14 protein-coding genes are annotated in these 18,372 nt (G+C 65.3%); 11 read left to right on the top strand and 3 right to left on the bottom strand.

Going from position 1 to position 18,372, the window contains the following annotated elements:
• Window positions 1-79 precede the first annotated feature (79 nt).
• Both DK842_RS17315 and DK842_RS17310 read left to right on the top strand, forming a co-directional pair.
• Window positions 80-1,381 (top strand): NupC/NupG family nucleoside CNT transporter, encoded by a 1,302-nt coding sequence (locus tag DK842_RS17315; protein ID WP_114062572.1) that lies wholly within the window; start codon window positions 80-82, stop codon window positions 1,379-1,381.
• 74 nt (window positions 1,382-1,455) lie between these two features.
• Window positions 1,456-2,769: an MFS transporter gene (locus DK842_RS17310; RefSeq protein WP_114062571.1), complete on the top strand. Its 1,314-nt coding sequence runs from the start codon at window positions 1,456-1,458 to the stop codon at window positions 2,767-2,769.
• Window positions 2,770-2,808: 39 nt separating this feature from the next.
• Here the strand turns inward: DK842_RS17310 and DK842_RS17305 are convergent, their stop codons facing one another.
• Window positions 2,809-4,197, bottom strand: a complete 1,389-nt coding sequence (locus DK842_RS17305) for a dihydrolipoyl dehydrogenase (protein ID WP_114062570.1) — start codon at window positions 4,195-4,197, stop codon at window positions 2,809-2,811.
• Window positions 4,198-4,347: 150 nt separating this feature from the next.
• Window positions 4,348-5,079, bottom strand: coding sequence for a glutathione peroxidase (locus DK842_RS17300; RefSeq protein ID WP_114062569.1), 732 nt, complete (start codon window positions 5,077-5,079; stop codon window positions 4,348-4,350).
• Window positions 5,080-5,267: 188 nt separating this feature from the next.
• On the opposite strand from DK842_RS17300, the gene gloA2 reads away from it, so the two are divergent.
• On the top strand, window positions 5,268-5,657 hold the full coding sequence (gloA2, locus tag DK842_RS17295; protein ID WP_114062568.1) for an SMU1112c/YaeR family gloxylase I-like metalloprotein: 390 nt from the start codon (window positions 5,268-5,270) through the stop codon (window positions 5,655-5,657).
• Here gloA2 and DK842_RS17290 read toward each other — a convergent pair.
• On the bottom strand, window positions 5,645-6,562 hold the full coding sequence (locus DK842_RS17290; protein ID WP_114062567.1) for a LysR substrate-binding domain-containing protein: 918 nt from the start codon (window positions 6,560-6,562) through the stop codon (window positions 5,645-5,647). The two genes, gloA2 and DK842_RS17290, sit on opposite strands and share 13 nt — an antisense overlap.
• 311 nt (window positions 6,563-6,873) lie before the next feature.
• Here DK842_RS17290 and DK842_RS17285 point away from each other — a divergent pair, with 311 nt between their 5' ends.
• The 8 genes from DK842_RS17285 to DK842_RS17255 all read left to right on the top strand — a co-directional run bounded on the left by DK842_RS17285 (window position 6,874) and on the right by DK842_RS17255 (window position 18,364).
• A complete protein-coding gene (locus tag DK842_RS17285; RefSeq protein WP_114062566.1) occupies window positions 6,874-8,004 on the top strand; it encodes an efflux RND transporter periplasmic adaptor subunit in 1,131 nt (376 codons plus the stop codon).
• Between the two features lie 6 nt (window positions 8,005-8,010).
• The gene (locus DK842_RS17280) at window positions 8,011-11,151 is read left to right on the top strand and encodes an efflux RND transporter permease subunit (protein ID WP_114062565.1); all 3,141 of its coding nucleotides are present in this window, start codon (window positions 8,011-8,013) and stop codon (window positions 11,149-11,151) included.
• Complete coding sequence (locus DK842_RS17275) at window positions 11,144-12,541, top strand: efflux transporter outer membrane subunit (protein WP_114062564.1); 1,398 nt, start codon at window positions 11,144-11,146, stop codon at window positions 12,539-12,541. The genes DK842_RS17280 and DK842_RS17275 overlap by 8 nt, the downstream gene beginning before the upstream one ends.
• A gap of 305 nt (window positions 12,542-12,846) precedes the next feature.
• Window positions 12,847-13,188 carry a hypothetical protein gene (locus DK842_RS23080; RefSeq protein ID WP_145964064.1) on the top strand — a complete coding sequence of 114 codons (342 nt, stop codon included), beginning with the start codon at window positions 12,847-12,849 and terminating at the stop codon, window positions 13,186-13,188.
• A 1-nt stretch (window position 13,189) separates the two neighbouring features.
• Window positions 13,190-15,079 (top strand): lytic transglycosylase domain-containing protein, encoded by a 1,890-nt coding sequence (locus tag DK842_RS17270; RefSeq protein ID WP_114062563.1) that lies wholly within the window; start codon window positions 13,190-13,192, stop codon window positions 15,077-15,079.
• Window positions 15,080-15,088: 9 nt separating this feature from the next.
• Entirely contained in the window at window positions 15,089-16,030 is a 942-nt protein-coding gene (locus tag DK842_RS17265; RefSeq protein ID WP_114062562.1) for a complex I NDUFA9 subunit family protein, read from the top strand.
• Between the two features lies 1 nt (window position 16,031).
• A complete protein-coding gene (locus tag DK842_RS17260) occupies window positions 16,032-17,255 on the top strand; it encodes a multifunctional CCA addition/repair protein (protein ID WP_114062561.1) in 1,224 nt (407 codons plus the stop codon).
• Complete coding sequence (locus tag DK842_RS17255) at window positions 17,255-18,364, top strand: 2-methylaconitate cis-trans isomerase PrpF family protein (protein WP_114063785.1); 1,110 nt, start codon at window positions 17,255-17,257, stop codon at window positions 18,362-18,364. The genes DK842_RS17260 and DK842_RS17255 overlap by 1 nt, the downstream gene beginning before the upstream one ends.
• Window positions 18,365-18,372: the final 8 nt, after the last annotated feature.

Below are 18,372 nucleotides of genomic sequence, written 5' to 3'. Positions count from 1 at the left end.
CGCTCGCCAGCAGTCTGCGTTCGGGCAGGGGCTGCCGCGCGCCGTCCTCTTCCCGCTGTTTTCCTCCTGAAGGGCATCCGTGAACTCCATCCAAGCTATCGCCGGCATGCTGTTGCTGCTGGGCGCGGCCTATGCATTTTCCAGCCAGCGTCAGGCCATCAACTGGCGCGCCGTACTGATCGGCCTCGCCATCCAGAACGGCCTGTTCTTGCTGATCAACTACGTGCCCGCCGTCCATCACGGCTTCTCCGCCTTCGGCTCCGGCTTCGCCAAGGTGCTGAGCTTCGCCGGCGACGGCGCGGGATTCATCTTCGGCGATCTGGCCAAACCCAGCGGCAAACTGGGCTTTCTGTTCGCCTTCACCGTGCTGCCGGTGATCATCTTCTTCTCCGCCTTCAGCGCCCTGCTCTACCATTTCGGCATCCTGCAGCGCGTGGTCGCCGGCCTGGCCTGGGCGATGAAACGCAGCATGGGCATCTCCGGCCCGGAAAGCGTGGTGGCCGCCGCCAACATCTTCCTCGGCCAGACCGAAGCCCCGCTGCTGGTCCGCCCCTACATCCGCCACATGACCCGCTCCGAGCTGGCCTGCATCATGATCGCCGGCATGTCCACGCTGTCCGGCGGCGTGCTGGCGGCCTACGTCGCCTTCCTCGGCGGATCGGACACGGCAGAGCAGGCGCGCTTCGCCACCTATCTGCTGACCGCCTCCTGCATGAACGCGGCCGGCGCGGTGGTGTTCTGCAAGATCATGTTCCCGGAAACCACGCCCGAGGCGCTGTCCAGCACCAAGCTGCAGTCGTCCAAGGAAAAGAGCGAGGGCAATTTCGTCAGCGCGGTGGTGACCGGCGCGCTGGACGGCATGAAGATGGCCGCCGCCGTCGCCACCATCCTGCTGGCCATCGTGGCGCTGATCGCGCTGGCCAACTTCCTGGTGAAAGACGGCCTGGGCGAGTTGCTGGGCGTCAACGCCGCCATCCAGGCGTCCACCCACGGCATGTTCGACGGCCTGACGCTGCAATACCTGGTGGGCCAGGTATTCCGCGTGTTCGCCTTCCTGATGGGCATCGGCTGGAACGAAACGCTGGGCGTCGGCAGCCTGCTGGGCCAGAAGATCGTCCTCAACGAGTTCATCGCCTACATGGACCTGGCCAAGATGAAGGCCGCCGGCACGCTGTCCCCGCAAACGGTGATGATCTCCACCTTCGCGCTGGCCAGTTTCTCCAACCTGTCGTCGGTGGGCATCTGCGTGGCCGGCATCGGCGCGCTGGCGCCGGAACGCCAGCAGGAGCTGGCCCATATCGGCATGCGCGCGCTGGCGGCGTCCATCCTCACTGGCTTCATGACCGCCACCGCCAGCGGCCTGTGGCTGTCGCTGTTCTGATCCAGGCCGCGACTGACAGCCGGGCGGGAATCCGTTAGCATGCGGTTCCCGCCTTTTTCTATTGATCGGCCATCGTGAAAGCTGACTTTTCCTTCTTCGCCAGCCGGCGTTTCCTGCCCTTGTTCGGCACCCAGTTCCTGGGCGCCTTCAACGACAATATGCTGAAAACCGCCATTGTGGTGCGGATCAGCTTTCACGGTCTGGAAATGATGGGCATGCCGCCGCAGCAGCTGGTCAATCTGGCCGCCGGCATCTTCATCCTCCCCTTCTTCCTGTTTTCCGCCAGCGCCGGCAAGCTGACCGAGCGCTACGACAAGGCGCGCATCGCGCGGATGATCAAGCTGGCCGAGATCGCCATCATGCTGGTGGCCGGCGCCGGCTTCCTGCTGAAGTCCGCCGCCATCCTGCTGTCCGCGCTGTTCCTGATGGGCGTGCACTCGGCCTTTTTCGGCCCGCTGAAATACTCGGTGCTGCCGCAATACCTGAAAGAGCATGAGCTGGTGGGCGGCACCGGATTGATCGAGATGGGCACCTTCCTCGCCATCCTGCTGGGCCAGCTCAGCGGCAGCCTGCTCACCCACAGCGGCGCACTGCTGATCGTCGGCGCGCTGCTCTTGGTCGCCATCCTCGGCTACTTCAGCAGCGCCACCATGCCTTCGGTCGCGCCCGGCGCGCCGCACCTGAAGCTGTCGTGGAATTTCCTCGGCGACTCGGTGCGGCTGATACGCGAGGCCTGGCGCATCCACGACGTGCGCTGCTCGATACTCGGCATTTCCTGGTTCTGGCTGATGGGCGCGGTCTACACCACCCAGCTGCCCACCTTCACCCGCCTGCATCTGGGCGGCGACGCCGACGTCTACACCCTGCTTTTGGCCTTGTTCTCCATCGGCATCGGCGTCGGCTCCATCGTCTGCGCCAAGCTGTCCCGCGGCCAGCTGCAACTGGGCATCGTATTGATGGGCAGCGCCGGCATGACGGTGTTCGGCGGCGACCTGGCGCTGGGCGCGATGCCGTCCTACCATGGCCCGCTGTCCACGCTGACGGCGTTCCTGGCGAAAGCCGGCAGCTGGCGCGCCATCGCGGACGTTTCGCTGCTGGGCTTCTTCGGCGGCTTTTTCACGGTGCCGCTGTACACCTGGCTGCAGACCGGCAGCCCGGACGCCTTCCGCTCGCAGGCAGTCGCGGCCAACAACATCATCAACGGCTTCTACATGGTGGCCGCCGCCATCGGCAGCGCGCTGATGCTGAAATGGTACGACAGCATTTCGATGCTGCTGCTGGCGGTGGCGCTGCTCAACATCCTGGCCACTGCCCACCTGGCCTGGCGCGCGCCGGTGATCTGGCGCGAGCGCTTCAGCTGGGTCCGCGCCTTGCGGAAAGGCGAATGAAAAACGGGGCCGAAGCCCCGTTTTTCATTTCGCAGCACATCAAGCCAGTCTGGCCGCCGCATCGCGCAGCGCGGTGCGCAAGCCTTCCTCTATCACCGGATGGTAGAACGGCATGTCCAGCATCTGCCCGACGGTCAGATTCTGCTGATGGCTCCAGGCCAGCAGGTGGGCCAGATTCTCGGCGCGCGGCCCTATCATCTCCGCGCCCAGGAAGCGGCCGGTCGCCTTGTCGGCGTACACGTGCAGCAGGCCGGTGTTGATACCCATCACCCGGCTGCGCCCCTGATCCTCGAAGCTGACCTCGCCGGTGACGAAGCTTCCGATCTGCAAATCGGCGAAACGGCTGCCCACCATCATCATCTGCGGATCGGAGAACACCACCGCGATGGTGGAGCGGCGCAGCCCAGCCGATACCGCCGGATAGGCGGCGGCGTTGGCGCCGGCCGTCTTGCCCTCGTCGGCCGCCTCATGCAGCAGCGGCAGAATATTGTTGGCGTCGCCGGCGATGAACACCGGGGAATCCCCGCACTGCAGCGTCTTGGCGTCGAACAACGGCACGCCGCGGGCATCCAGCTTCAGGCTGGTATTCTCCAGCCCCAGCCCGCGGACATTGGGCGCGCGGCCGGTGGCGGCCAGCACGTAGTCGAAACGCTCCTCCACTTCCGCGCCGTCCAGATTCAAATAGCGAATGCGCGCGGCGTCGCCATCGTTGGCCATTTCCAGCACCTTGGCGTCCGGATCCAGGTAGAACTGCCCGGCCAATGCCTGGCGGGCGTAATCGCGCACCGCCGGATCGCTCAGCGGCCCCACGCCGCCACCCGCGCCGAACACGCGCACCCGCACGTCCAGCCGGGACAGCGCCTGGCCCAACTCCAGGCCGATCACGCCGGGGCCGAATACCGCCACGCTCCGCGGCAGCGTGTCCCAGTCGAACACGTCGTCGTTGACGATCAGCCGGTCGCCGAAGACCTTGAACGGGGCCGGAATCGCCGGCGACGAACCGGTGGCGATCACCACCCGCTTGGCCTGGACGATGGTGTGGTCGTCCACTTGCAGCGTGGTGTTGTCGACGAAGCGGGCATAACCGGGCAGTTTATCCTCAGCCGGGATGCCATCCACGCCGCGCACCACGAAGCCGACGAAACGGTCGCGCTCGCTCTTGACGCGGGCCATCACCTCGCGGCCGTCGACGCGAACCTCGCCATCGACGTGCACGCCGAACAGTTCGGTATGGTTCGCGTGGTGGACGGCCTCGGCGGCGGCGATCAGCAGCTTGGACGGCATGCAACCGACTCGGGCGCAGGTGGTGCCGTAAGGGCCGCCCTCGATGATCAGGGCGGAAGCGCCGCCGGCCTTGGCGGCGCGGTAGGCGGCGAGGCCGGCGGTGCCGGCGCCGATGACGGCTACGTCGATGCGGATGGTTTTCATGGTTCTTATCCTCTATCTGGCGGGGATGCGGCGCGGCACGCTGCGCATGCCGTCCCGCATCCCGGCTGGAAAAAAACGGCCGGCAGGAGTACCGGCCCAAGAAATCCGGCGGCGTCAGGGCCCGAAGCCGCCGGAGTCGAACGTCAGGGTTTACTTGGCGAAACGCTTTTCCACTTCGTCGGCGGAGCCGATCAACTGGCCGTTGATGAACACCTGCGGGGCGGTCATCGCTCCGGACACGGCGCCCAGCGCCTTGCCGCGGATCTTGTTGTCCAGCGGCACTTCGACGAAGTCGTAGCCGTTTTCGGAGAGGATGGCCTTGGCGCGCGCGCAGTGCGGGCAGCCCACCTTGGTGAAGACGACGACTTGGTCGGGCTTCTTGGCGTTCGGGTTGATGTAGTTCAGCAGCGTGTCGGCATCGGACACCTTGAACGGATCGCCCGGCTCCTGCGGCTCGATGAACATCTTGTCCACCACGCCGTTCTTCACCAGCATCGAGTAGCGCCAGCTGCGCTTGCCGAAGCCCAGGTCCTGCTTGTCCACCAGCATGCCCATGCCTGCGGTGAAGTCGCCGTTGCCGTCCGGAATCATCACCAGATTGCCGGCTTCCTGATCCTTGGCCCACTCGTTCATCACGAAGGTATCGTTGACCGACACGCACAGGATGGCGTCGACGCCGTTGGCGAAGAAGGCCGGCGCCAGCTCGTTGAAGCGCGGCAAGTGGGTGGACGAGCAGGTCGGGGTGAACGCGCCCGGCAGCGAGAACACAGCGACGGTCTTGCCGTCGAACAGTTCGGCGGTGGTGACATCCTTCCACTCATTGTTTTCGCGAGTGCGGAAAGTGACGTTGGGTACGCGTTGGCCTTCACGATTTTGCAGCATGGCTATCTCCTTGAGGGTTGACTGCGGTTGTTAGCTATCGATGGATGCATTCTGATAGCCACGGCAAAATTCGTCTAATTGATTGTCACAAGACTTTTGATTGTCTTTTTCAATGCCCATGGCCGCAGATTCCCGCCTCGCCTCCCCGGCGCTAAAATGGCGGCATCCGCTCCCCTGCCTCGACAGCCATGCATATCACCGGCCTGCACCACGTCGCCATCATCGCCTCCGACTACGCGCGCTCGCGCGACTTCTACTGCCGCGTCCTGAATCTGGAGGTGATCGCCGAGAACTGGCGCGAGGAAAGACAATCCTGGAAGCTGGACCTGGCGCTGCCCGGCGGCGGCCAGATCGAACTGTTCAGCTTCCCCTCCCCGCCCCCCCGCCGCACCCGGCCGGAAGCCTGCGGCTTGCGCCACCTGGCGCTGGCATGCGGCGACGCGGCGGCGATGCGGGCGCATTTGCGCGGACTTGGCGTGGAAACGGAAGCGCTGAGAGTGGATGAATACACCGGCGCGCGTTTCTTTTTCTGCGCCGACCCGGACGGCTTGCCGATCGAGTTCTATCAGCCGGCGTAGCCGTCCCGTTCCTGGCGCGCGCCATGACGCGCGGCCCAAGGCTCCAGATGTTCGATGAACCATTGCAAGGCCTTGCCCTCTCGATGCCGCCAGGCGAAGCAGGAAGCCGGCATCAGACGCGGCGACTCCACCTGCCGCGCCACCAGCGTTCCCGCCTCCAGATGATCCCTCACCCTCTCCCTGGGCATGTAGCATATGCCCAGCCCGGCTAGCGTCAGGCTTAACTTGGCCGAGTTGCTGTATACCAGCATCAGCTCCTGCCCCTCCTCCATTCCCGCCGCCCTGCCGCGCATATTGCGCGCGGTATCGCCGATGGAAATCAGGCGGTGCCGCCGCAACTGCTCGCGGCTCAGCGGCTCGGGCTCGCCAGCCAGAGGATGGCTAGGCGCCATCAGCAGCAACATGTCCATCCGGCCCATTTCTCGATAAGCGCAGCCATCCGGCACCGCGTGCATCGGCGCGCCGATCAGCAAATCGACGCGCTCATCCAGCAGCGCGTCCCAGGTTCCATTGAATATCTCGCGCGAAAAGCTCAGCCGCGTGCCGGTTCCAAGCCCATCGAACGCCTGGATCAGCGGAATCAACGGATCGATCGCCGTCAGCCCGCCCAGCGCGATGCGCAGCTCGTCTTCCCAGCCCTCCACCCGCAACGACAGCCTTCGCTCCAGGCTCTCCGCCGCATGCAACAGCTTGCGCCCGTCGCGCAGCAGCACTTCTCCCATTTGCGTCAGCTTCGCGCGATAGCCGCTGCGGTCGAACACCGCCACGCCAAGCTGCTGCTCCAGTTTCTGCATGGTGTAGGTCAGCGCGGACGGCACTTTGTGCAATGCCTCCGCCGCCGCGGAAAAACTGCCGTGGCGAGCCACGGCGTCCAGCGCCGCCAGCGTTTCAAGCGAAATCTTCATGTTCAAATTCCTTGAAATTCAGCTTCTATCATTTCCGCTTTTTTTGACCCGATGTAGAAAATAAAATTCCAAATCAAGGGATTATCGCCAATAAATCCTGATTTATTAATCAAACATTAAATATTAAAGAAAATTAATGATTCAATATTTTTCACAATCAGCGCCGACACTCGAAGAACCCGAACGGCCCCGCGCCTCGCCTCCGCCGCGCTAGCCAGGCAAAGCCGGAACGCGCGCGCCTCCCGCATCGACAACACCCGCCACGACTCGGCCGCCGATCCCGGACAGCCGAGCCATCAGGAGTCCCCTTCATGCACCACCCAATGCTTCATCCTCGCTGGCTTTGCTGGCTCCTGCCGCTGCTGGCCGCATGCGCGCCCACGCATCAGGCCGCGCCTTCCACGCCCCCCGCCGTCACCGTGCAAACGCTGCGCGCCCACGATGTGCCGCTGCGCATGGAGCTGGTTGGCGAAACCGCCGGCTACCGCGACGTGCAAGTCCGCGCCCGCGTGGGCGGCATATTATTGAAACGCGCCTACGTGGAAGGCCAGGCAGTCGAAAAGGGCCAGACGCTTTTCAAGATCGACCCCGCCCCGTATCAGGCCGTGCTGGAACAGGCGCTCGGCGCCCAGGCGGAAAGCCAGGCCGCGCTGGACAAGGCGATGGCGGACCGGAATCGCATCGAGCCGCTGTTCAAGGAAAACGCCGTCTCGCGCATGGATTACGACAATGCCCTGGCCGCGTATCGCGCCGCGCGCGCCGTCAAGCAGTCCGCGGACGCGAAAGTCAAAGAAGCCAAGCTGAATCTGGGCTATACGCGGGTGGACGCCCCCATCGCCGGCATGACCAGCAAGCAGGCGCTGTCGGAAGGCAGCCTGATCCGCACCGACGGCGACACGCCGCTGACCACCATCACGCAGCTCGATCCGCTTTACGTCAACTTCGCCGTCTCCGAGCAAGATCAGCTCAATTTCGAGCGAGGCCTCGCCGACGGCAGCATCCGCGCGCCCAAACAAAAGACTCGCGTGCGCATCCGTCTGGCCGACGGCAGCGAATACCCGCTGAGCGGCGAGCTGAATTTCCACGACAACCGCGTCGACCCTCGCACCGGCACCATCAGCCGGCGCGCGATCTTCTCCAACCCAGAAGGCAAGCTGCTGCCGGGCCAGTTCGTCCGCGTGCTGCTGGACCTCGGCACCCGCGACAACGTCATCACCGTGCCGGAGACGGCCATCATTCAGTCCCAAACCGAAAACCTGGTCCTGCTGGTCGACAAGGACAGCCGCGTTCAATCGAGGCCGGTGACGCTGGGCGCCCAGCTCGGTTCGGAGCGCGTCGTGGAGTCCGGCCTGGCCGCCGGCGACAAATTGATCGTGGACGGCCTGATGAAGGCCCAGCCCGGCGAGAAGGTGCAAGCCGTCGCCGCCGAGAAAAGGAAATAAGCCGCGATGTTTTCCCAGTTCTTCATCAATCGTCCCATTTTCGCCAGCGTGATCTCCATCATCCTTTGCCTGGCCGGGCTCGCCTCGATGCGCGCGCTGCCGATCGAGCAATATCCGCAGATCGTGCCGGCGGTGGTGTCGGTCAACGCCAGCTATCCCGGCGCCACGCCGGAGGTGATAGCCGAAACGGTGGCCGCGCCGCTGGAGCAGCAGATCAACGGCGTGGAAAACATGCTGTATGTCCAGTCCAACTCATCCTCCACCGGCAAATTGGCGCTGAACGTCTACTTCAAGGTCGGCGCCGACCCCGACCAAGCCACCATCGACGTCAACAACCGCGTGCAGGCCGCCCTGAAAACGCTGCCGGAAGAGGTGCAGCGCCAGGGCGTGACCGTGCGCAAGCGTTCCACCGCGGTGCTGAGCGTGATATCGGTCAATTCGCCAAACGGGCTATACGACCGCAATTACCTGGCCAATTATTCGCTGCTCAACATCATGGACGAGCTCAAGCGCATCCCCGGCATGGGCGATGTCTCCATGCTGGGCGGCACGGACTACGCGATGCGGATCTGGCTGCGGCCGGACCGGCTGGCGCAATTGCGGCTGACGCCTGCCGACGTGGTCCAGGCGGTGCGCGAGCAGAACGCGCAATTCGCCGCCGGCAAGATAGGCGCGCAGCCCGCCGGCCGGGAAATCGGCTTCACTTATACCGTCAATGCCAAGGGACGGCTGGCCACGCCGGAGGAGTTCGGCGACATCATCGTGCGCTCCGAGCCTGACGGCGCCAAAATCCGCCTCAAGGACGTGGCGCGGGTCGAGATGGGGGGCAACGACTACGAAGTGGTGGGCGCCCGCAACGGCAAGCCGACTGTCGGCATCGTCACTTACCTGCAACCCAACGCCAACGCGCTGCAGGTGGCCCAGGCCGTGCGCGACAAAATGGCGGAACTGAAAAAACGCTTCCCCTCCGGCGTGGACTACGCCATTCCCTACGACACCACCGACTTCATCAAGGTCTCCATCGACAAGGTCGTCTCCACGCTGTTGGAGGCCACGGTGCTGGTCTTCGCCATCGTCTACCTGTTCCTGCAGAGTTTCCGCGCCACGCTGATTCCCTGCATCGCCGTGCCGGTGTCCCTGATAGGCACCTTCGCCGGCATGCAGCTGTTCGGCTTCTCCATCAATTTGCTGACGCTGTTCGGCATGGTGCTGGCCATCGGCATCGTGGTGGACGACGCCATCGTGGTGCTGGAAAACGTGGAGCGCATCCTGCGCGAGACCGGCTGCAGCGCCAAGGAAGCCGCCATCCGGGCGATGCGCGAAGTGTCGGGCCCGGTGGTGGCCATTGTGCTGGTCTTGTGCGCGGTGTTTCTGCCGGTGGCCTTCATCGACGGCATGACCGGCGTGATGTACCGCCAGTTCGCCGTCACCATTTCGATATCGGTCATCCTGTCCGGCATCGTGGCGCTGACGCTGACGCCCGCCTTGTGCGCGCTGCTGCTCAAGCCCGGACATCACGAGCCGGCGCGCTTCTTCGTCTGGTTCAACCGGCTGTTCGAACGCGCCACCGCCCGGTACGCGGGCGGCGTGGATTTCATCAATCGCAGGGCCGCGCTCGCCCTGGCGCTGTTCGCCGCGCTGCTGGCGGCCACCTTCCTGCTGTTCCGCGCCGTGCCGGGATCGCTGGTGCCGGACGAGGACATGGGCAATATGTACGTCAGCGCCGCGCTGCCGGACGCCGCGTCCCTGACCCGCACCATACGCGTCACCCAGGATTTCGACCAAATCCTGCTGAAGCACCCGGACATCGCCAACGTCACCACTTTCAACGGCTTTGACATCCTGTCCGGCGCCAAGCTGCCGAACAGCGCCACCAGCTTCGTCACCCTGAAGCCGTGGGAGCAGCGCCAAGGCCAGGCGCACGGCTCCGCCAGCGTGGCCGCCTGGGCCAACCGCCAAGGCGATTCGGTGCAGTCGGCCAGGATGCGCGCCTTCACGCCGGCCCCCATCATCGGCATGTCCGCTACCGGCGGACTGGAAGCCTACCTGCAGGACCGCGACGGGGCCGGGCCGGGCAAGCTCGGCGAGGCCACCAACCGCCTGCTGGAGGCAGCCAGAAAACGTCCGGAGTTCGCATCCGTGTCCACCACCCTGCGCGCCGACGTGCCGCAAAAATTCCTGGACCTGGACCGCGAAAAGGCCAAGGCGCTGGGCGTGCGCGTCGACGAAGTGTTCGACGCGATGTCGGCCACCTTCGGCCAGCTGTATGTGAACGACTTCAACCAGTTCGGCCGCACTTACAAAGTCCAGCTTCAATCGGAAGCCGACTTCCGGGCCCGCCCGGATGATATCGGCGATGTCCATGTGCGCTCGGAAGACGGCAGCATGATCCCGCTCACCAGCCTGGTCACGGTGAAGCCGAGCTTCGGTCCGGAACTGGTCGATCGCTTCAACATTTTCGGCGCAGCCAAAATCCTGGCCCAGCCCGCGCCCGGCGTCAGCTCCGGCCAGGCCATCGCCGCGCTGGAGGAAACGGCGGAGCAAACGCTGGGCAAGAGCTTCACGCTGGCCTGGAGCGGCAGCGCCTTTCAGGAGAAACAAGCCGGCAACAGCGGCAGCCTGGCCTTCGCCCTGGGCATCCTGATGGTGTTCCTGATCCTGGCGGCGCAGTATGAGCGCTGGACGTTGCCGTTGGCCGTGGTGACATCCGTGCCGTTCGCGCTGTTCGGCGCGCTGCTGGCTGCCTTCGTGGCCGGCAAAAGCAACGATGTCTATTTCCAGATCGGGCTAGTGACGCTGATCGGCCTGTCGGCCAAGAACGCGATTCTGATCGTCGAGTTCGCGGTGCAGAAGCTGGAAGAAGGCATGGACCTGATGGAGGCCGCGCTGCAGGCCGCCCGCCTGCGCTTCCGCCCCATCGTGATGACCTCGCTCGCCTTCATCCTGGGCTGCGTCCCCCTCGTCGCGTCTTCCGGCGCGGGGGCGGCCAGCCGGCATTCCCTGGGACTGCCGGTCATCGGCGGCATGCTGGCCGCCACCTTCATCGCCACCTTCTTCATCCCGCTGTTCTTCATCCTGATCATGAAGCTCGGCAAACAGAACAAGCCTCAGCCAAACGCCGAGGCCGGAGGAAACGCAGATGCTTAAGCGCGCCCTGATCCCCGTCGCCGTCGCGCTGGCGCTGTCCGCTTGCGCGGTGGGCCCCGACTACAGCCGGCCCAAGGTCGAGCTGCCGGCGGCCCAGGCCGGCGCCCAGGCGCCGGCGGTGGACGCCGACTGGTGGAAACGATTCGACGACCCGACGCTGAACCAGCTGATCGAAGAAGCCGTCAAGGGCAACCTCGATCTGCAGGCCGCCGCCGCCCGCGTCGAACAGGCCGCCGCCCAGGCCGGCATCGCCCGCGCGGCGCTGCTGCCGGCCCTGAACGCCAACGCCGGCTACCAGCGCGGCCGCAGCTCCCGCGAACTGGCCAACCCGGCCTCGCCGCTGATCAGCGACGCCCGCTCGGCCAACCTCGCCGCGTCGTGGGAGCTGGACCTGTGGGGCAAGCTGCGCCGCGGCAACGAGGCCGCGCGCGCCGGCTACCAGGCCAGCCGCTACGACCGCGACGCCGCCCAGCTGGGGCTGTCGGCCCAGGTGGCGCAAACCTACTTCCAGATGCGGGCGCTGGATGCCCAGCTGGACATCGCCAAGCGCACGCTGCAAAGCCGCGAGGAGTCGCTGAAGCTGCAGACCAAGCGTTTTCACGGCGGCCTGATCTCCGAGCTGGACCAGCGCCAGGCCGAGGTGGAAGCCGCGTCGGCCCGCGCCTCCGTGCCGCAGATCGCCCGCTCGCTGGAACAGACCGAAACCGCGCTCGGCGTGCTGCTGGGCCACAGCCCCAAGCAATTGGCGGAAGGCGGACTGGTCCGCGGCAAGGACATCAACAGCCTGGCCAGCCCGCCCGACATGCCGGCCGACCTGCCGTCCAGCCTGCTGGAGCGCCGGCCGGACGTGGCCTCCAGCGAACAGCAGCTGATCGCCGCCAACGCCCGCATCGGCGTGGCCAAGGCCGCCTACTTCCCCAGCATCAGCCTGACCGGCGCGCTGGGGTCGCAGAGCCTGTCGCTGGACAGCCTGTTCACCGGCCCCACCCGCACCTGGAGCTTCGCCGGCAACCTGGCGGCCCCCATCTTCAACTTCGGCGCCACCGGCTACAACGTGGACGCCGCGACGGCCGGCCAGAAGCAGGCGCTGGCGCAGTACCAGAAGACGGTGCAGTCGGCGTTCAAGGACGCACTGGACTCGCTGGCCGCCAACGGCGCCGCCCGCGACATCCTGCAGGCGCAAACCACCCAGGTCACCGCGCTGAACCGGACGCTGAAGCTGGCCGGCCTGCGCTACGACAACGGCTACGCCAGCTATCTGGACGTGCTGGACGCGCAGCGCAACAGCTTCCAGGCCGAGCTGAACCTGATCAACGCCAAGCTGGACAAGCTGAACGCCACCATCGGCGTCTACAAGGCGCTGGGCGGGGGGTGGGAGGAACACGGCTGAGCGCGGCGACATGAGCGGAACGCGGCGCGGGATTTCTCCGTGATTCATTCCATGGCAAATATCCAAAATTGAATATCCACCCTCATCCAAAACCGGCTTGGGGCCGCCAAGACAATTCTCACGCCTTTAATCTTTACAGGGAGGAAGGTTTATCCCTCCCCTTCTCCAGCGAAAACAGGCTTGCGGCCACCGGCCGCCCAGGCGAAGACACGCCCAAGGCGGCCATGCTCTTCATGGGAACAGGCCATTGAGGCCATGCGCGCGCCTTCATGCGCCAGCCGTCCGGAAACCGAAACGGCGCGCCAATGGATAAGTCCGTTTGCCTGCCTTCTCGCAAGGCTCAGGCAAACCGGGCTTCTCCCTCGCCGCTGCAGCCTTTTATCTGGCTGCCAACCCTGAAATGCTTTAAATTACGAGGTATCGATAAAGAATGCGTGATGGCCAAAAAGCTGTCACAGATCATTCAAAATGACAGCGCCAATTTATTAACAGCCGCTTTGGATTTTCGTTGCGCGAAATCCAGGCGGCTGCGATTGAGACCATTTCCGCTGCTCAGCGCGAAGATGGCTGGCAATCGAGCCCCAAGCCTCACAACCTGCAGAACCCGGCTAAGCGCGGGTTTTGAAGAACAAAGACGCATACCCTAACATGAAAGCCTCGATCACCACCGCACGCCTGACCTCCCTGGCGATTGCGCTCTCCGCAGCCCAATCCGCCCTCGCCGGCCCGGACGATACCCTTGTCGCCGCACGCGACGCTTTTCGCGCCAACGATCTGGCCAAGCTGGCCAATCTGGGCGACAAGTTGCCGGACAACTACCCTCTGAAAGACTACCCAGACTACTGGCTGGCCTGGAAGGCGCTGGATCGCAATGACGACGCTCAGGTGCAACGTTTTCTCACCCGCGTTCCGGAAAGCCTGATGACGGAAAGAATACGCAACGAATGGGTGAAAAAGCTGGGCCAGCGCGAGGACTGGACCACCTTCGCCCAGGAGTGGAAAAAGCTGCCGGCGGAAGGCCGAGACGAGGAGTCCACCTGCTATGGCCAGCTGCTGCAGTTGCGCCAAGGCCAGAAACTGGACGATCTGGACCGTTTCCTGGAGGGCAAGCCCGCTCCGGACGGCTGCAGCCGCTTGATAGACATGGCCTACGCGCGCGGCGCGCTGAGCCAGGACTGGCTGTGGCGGCGCGCCCGCTTGCTGCTGGCCGGCAACTTCCTGACACAGGCGCGGCAACTGGCCAGCGACACCCAGCTGCCGCTGGACAACGCCGCGCTCAGCAAACCCTCCATCGCCAGCGCCGCCACAGCGGGCGGTCAGGAAGCCATGCTTTACGAGGCCGTGCGCAAAGGCAAGGCCGACCTGGACGGCGCCGCCTCCATGCTGCTGCGGATGGAAAAGGAAATCAGCCCAGACCGCGCCGGTTTCGGCTGGGGCCAGCTCGCGCTGCTATCCGCGCGCAAACATCTGGCGGGCCAGGCGCTGCAATGGTTCGACAAGGCCGACCCGCGCCAGCTCACCTCCGACCAATGGGAATGGTGGGCCCGTTCCGCATTGCGCCTCGAACAATGGACGCAGTTGGATGGCATCATTCGCCGCATGCCCGCCGCGGTGTCCGCCAAGCCGGCCTGGCGCTACTGGCAGGCGCGCTCGCTGAAGCAGCTGGGCAGATCCGCCGAGGCAGCGCCTCTGTTCAGCCAGGCCAGCGTCGGCCACAATTATTACGCGCTGCTGTCGCTGGAAGAACTGGGCAATAGCCTGTCAGCCTCCGCCAACAAGACCGGCCCCAACAGCGACGATGTCTCGCGCATGAAGGCCGATCCGGCGATCCGCCGCTCGCTGGCGCTGCTGAACGTCGCGGAGATCTACACCAAGCCGGAATTCCGCACCGATGCGCAGCGCGAGTGGCGTTGGGCAATGCGCGGCCGCAACGACATGCAGCTGCTGGCGGCCGCAGAGATCGCCCGCAAGGAAAATTTCTACGACATGGCCATCTACAGCGCGGAGCGCACCAAGGAGGAACATGATTTCTCGCTGCGCTACCTGACGCCCTACCGCGAAGTCACGCAGAAATACGCGCGCCAGCTGGACATAGACGACGCCTGGGTTTACGGCCTTATCCGCCAGGAAAGCCGTTTCATCACCATGGCGCGCTCCGGGGTGGGCGCCTCCGGCCTGATGCAACTGATGCCGGCCACCGCCAAGTGGGCGGCCAAGAAAATCGGCCTCACCCACTTCGCCGTCAACGACATCGACACCAATGTCCAGCTGGGCACCTGGTATCTGCGCTACGTACTGGACAATCTGTCCGGCAACGCTGTGATGGCCACCGCCGCCTACAACGCCGGCCCGGGCCGCGCCCGCAACTGGCAGGCCGACCGTCCGCTGGACGGCACCATTTACGCCGAAACCATACCCTTCAGCGAAACGCGCGACTACGTGCAAAAGGTGATGGCCAACGCCGCCTATTACTCCAGCACCTTCGGCCACGCCAATATCTCGCTGAAAAACCGCATGGGCGTGGTCCCAGCCCGCTGAGGAGCCGACATGACCGCACGGAAGATTTGCCTGATAGGCGGCAGCGGCTTCATCGGCCGCCACCTCGCCGCGCAGCTGGCCAGCCGCGGCTACCGCGTCACCGTCGCCAGCCGCCGCCTGGACCTGCCGGAATTCCGCGTGTTGCCGTCCGCCGAGCTGGTCCGCGCCGACATCCACGATCCAGAGCGGCTGGCCAGCCTGGTGGCCGGCCACGACGCGGTGATCAGCATGGTCGGCATCCTGCACGGCAGCCGCGCCCAGTTCGAAAAGGCGCATGCGGAGCTTCCGCAAAAAATCGTCGCCGCCTGCGCGCGGCAAGGCGTGAGACGGCTGGTCCACATCAGCGCGCTGGGCGCCGCCCAGGACGCGCCCAGCGACTACCAACAGACCAAGGCCTTGGGCGAGCTGGCGGTGGAACGCGCCGGCCTGGACTGGAGCATATTGCGGCCGTCTGTAGTGTTCGGCCGCGATGACGCCTTCCTCAACATGTTTGCAGGGCTGCAAAAACTGCTGCCTGCACTGCCGTTGGCCGGCGCGGATTGCCGCATGGCTCCGATATGGGTGGATGACGTCGCGCGCGCCGTCTGCGAATGTTTGGCTCGGAGAAAGACCGTAGGCAAGAGAATGGATCTGGCCGGCCCGGAAACCTACACCCTGGCCGAACTGGCCAGGCTGGCCGGCCGCGCCAGCGGTCATTCCCGGCCTGTGTTCGGCCTGCCCGACAGCCTCGCCATGCTGCAGGCCGCGTTGATGGAATCGCTGCCCGGGCCGACGCTGATGAGCCGCGACAACGTGCGCTCGCTGCGTTGGGACAACGTCAGCGATCAGCCCTTCCCCTCTGATCTGCTCGGCTTCGCCCCCGCCGCACTGTCGGCGCTGGCGCCCGACTGGCTGGCTGGCCGCGACCGCAACGCCGCCGCGTCCCGCCATCGCGCGAAGGCGGCGCGCTGACATGGACATCTACATCGTCGGCGGAGCGGTCCGCGACCGCCTGCTGAAACTTCCCGTGAAAGACCGCGACTGGGTGGTCGTAGGCGCATCGCCGGACGACATGCTGGCTCTGGGCTACCGGCCGGTGGGCAAGGACTTTCCCGTGTTCCTGCATCCTGAAACCCAGGAAGAGTACGCGCTGGCCCGCACCGAACGCAAAGTGGCCAAGGGCTACCATGGTTTCGTGTTCCACACCGACAGCGACGTCACGCTGGAACAGGACCTTGCCCGGCGCGACCTCACCATCAACGCCATCGCCGAAGCCGCCGACGGCAGCCTGATCGACCCATACGACGGCCAGGCCGACTTGAAAGCCGGCATCCTGCGCCATGTGAGCGAGGCGTTCGCCGAAGACCCCGTCCGCATCCTGCGCCTGGCGCGCTTCGCCGCTCGCTTCGACTTCGCCGTCGCGCCAGAAACCATGGCGCTGATGCGCCAGATGGTGGACAACGGCGAGGCGGACGCGCTGGTGGCGGAGCGAGTATGGCAGGAATTGGCCAAGGGACTGATGGAAGACAAGCCGTCGCGCATGCTGCTGACGTTGCGCCAATGCGGCGCACTAGCCCGCATCCTGCCCGAAGTCGACGCGCTGTTCGGCGTGCCGCAGCGTTCCGACTACCACCCGGAAGTGGATTGCGGCGACCATGTGATGCGGGTGCTGGACTACGCCGCGGCAGCCGGCCAGCCGCTGGCGGTGCGCTTCGCCGCGCTGATCCACGATCTGGGCAAGGCGCTGACGCCGGCCGACGTGCTGCCGCGCCATATCGGCCACGAGGAAGGCGGCATCGCGCCTCTGTCCGAGCTCTGCCGCCGCCTCCGGGTGCCCAGCGACTGCCGCGACCTTGCCCACATCACCATGGTCCACCACACCAAGGTGCATCGCGCGCTGGAGTTGCGGCCGGACACCATGCTGCGGGTATTCAAGGATTGCGACGCGTTGCGGCGGCCAGAACGTTTCCTGCAAATGCTGGAGGCTTGCCTGGCTGATGCCCGCGGCCGGCTCAACTTCGAGAACGCGCCGTATCCGCAAAAAGACTATCTCGAAACCATGCTGGCTGCTACCCTGCAAATTGATGCCGGCGCCATAGCCGCAGGCTGCGCCGACAAAGCCGCGATCCCCGCCACGATAGACGCCGCGCGGATCGCCGTCATCGCCAGATGCAAGGGGGAATGGAAGGAGGACTGATGGAAGACGGCTACCGCCTGCCCGCCACGCTGATGCGCGGCGGCACCAGCAAGGGCTTGTTCATCCGCGCCGACGCGCTGCCGGACGATACCGAGCAATGGCATCCATTGCTGCTGCGCGCAATAGGCAGCCCCGATCCCTACGGCCGCCAGACCGACGGCCTCGGCAGCGGTTCCGCCAACTCCAGCAAAGTGGTGATCGTCAGCCCCTCCCGCCGCGACGACTGCGATGTAGACGCGCTGTTCGGCCACGTATTCACTAAGGAGGCGCGGATAGACTGGTCCGGCAACTGCGGCAACTTGGCCGCCGCCGTGCCGTTGTTCGCCGTGATGGAAAAGCTGGCGCGACCGGAGGACGGCGTCGCCACCATCGCCATCTGGCAGGCCAATGTCGGCAAGCGCATCCTGGCCGAACTGGAAATCTTCAAAGGACAGGCCGTATGGCAAGGGGATTTCCGCATCGACGGCGTCGCCTTCCCCGGCGCGCCGATCCGGCTGCGCTACCTTGACCCCGCCGGCGACTGCAGCGAGATGTTCCCCACCGGCTGCCTGCTGGATAAGCTGAAGCTGCCTGACGGCAGCCAGGTGGACGCCACCCTGATAGACGCCGGCAATCCCACTTTGTTCGTCCGCGCCCGCGACTTCGGCCTGAAAGGCCGAGAGTCCGCCGCCGACATCGACCCCACGATCCTGCGCCGGCTTGAAATGGCGAGAGCGGCCGCCACGGTGGCGATGGGCCTGGCCCCTGACTTCTTCGCCGCCGGCCGCGAGTATCCCGCCACGCCCAAGATCAGCTTCTTGTCAGACGACGACGATCCCGCCTGCGCGTTGCATGCCCGCGCGCTGTCGATGGGCCGGCTGCATCCGGCTTACCCCGGCACCGATGCCATCGCGCTGGCCTGCGCCTGCGCGGCAGAAGGCACGCTGCCAGCGGAGCTGGCCGGCAAACCGGTGCGCGGCACGCCGCTCACCTTCAGCCATCCTAGCGGCACCCTGACGCTGGAGGCGGTGCTGGGCCTGGATCCGCTAGGCTGGAAAGTGGACGAAGTGATCATGACCCGAACTGCCCGGCCCTTGATGCGGGGAGACGTCTACATTCCGGAGGAGTAGTCGGCTAA

The organism is Chromobacterium phragmitis (assembly GCF_003325475.1).
Lineage (GTDB): Bacteria > Pseudomonadota > Gammaproteobacteria > Burkholderiales > Chromobacteriaceae > Chromobacterium > Chromobacterium phragmitis.
The sequence above is the reverse complement of the archived record's forward strand: the minus strand, read 5'-3'. Positions and strand labels throughout refer to the sequence as shown.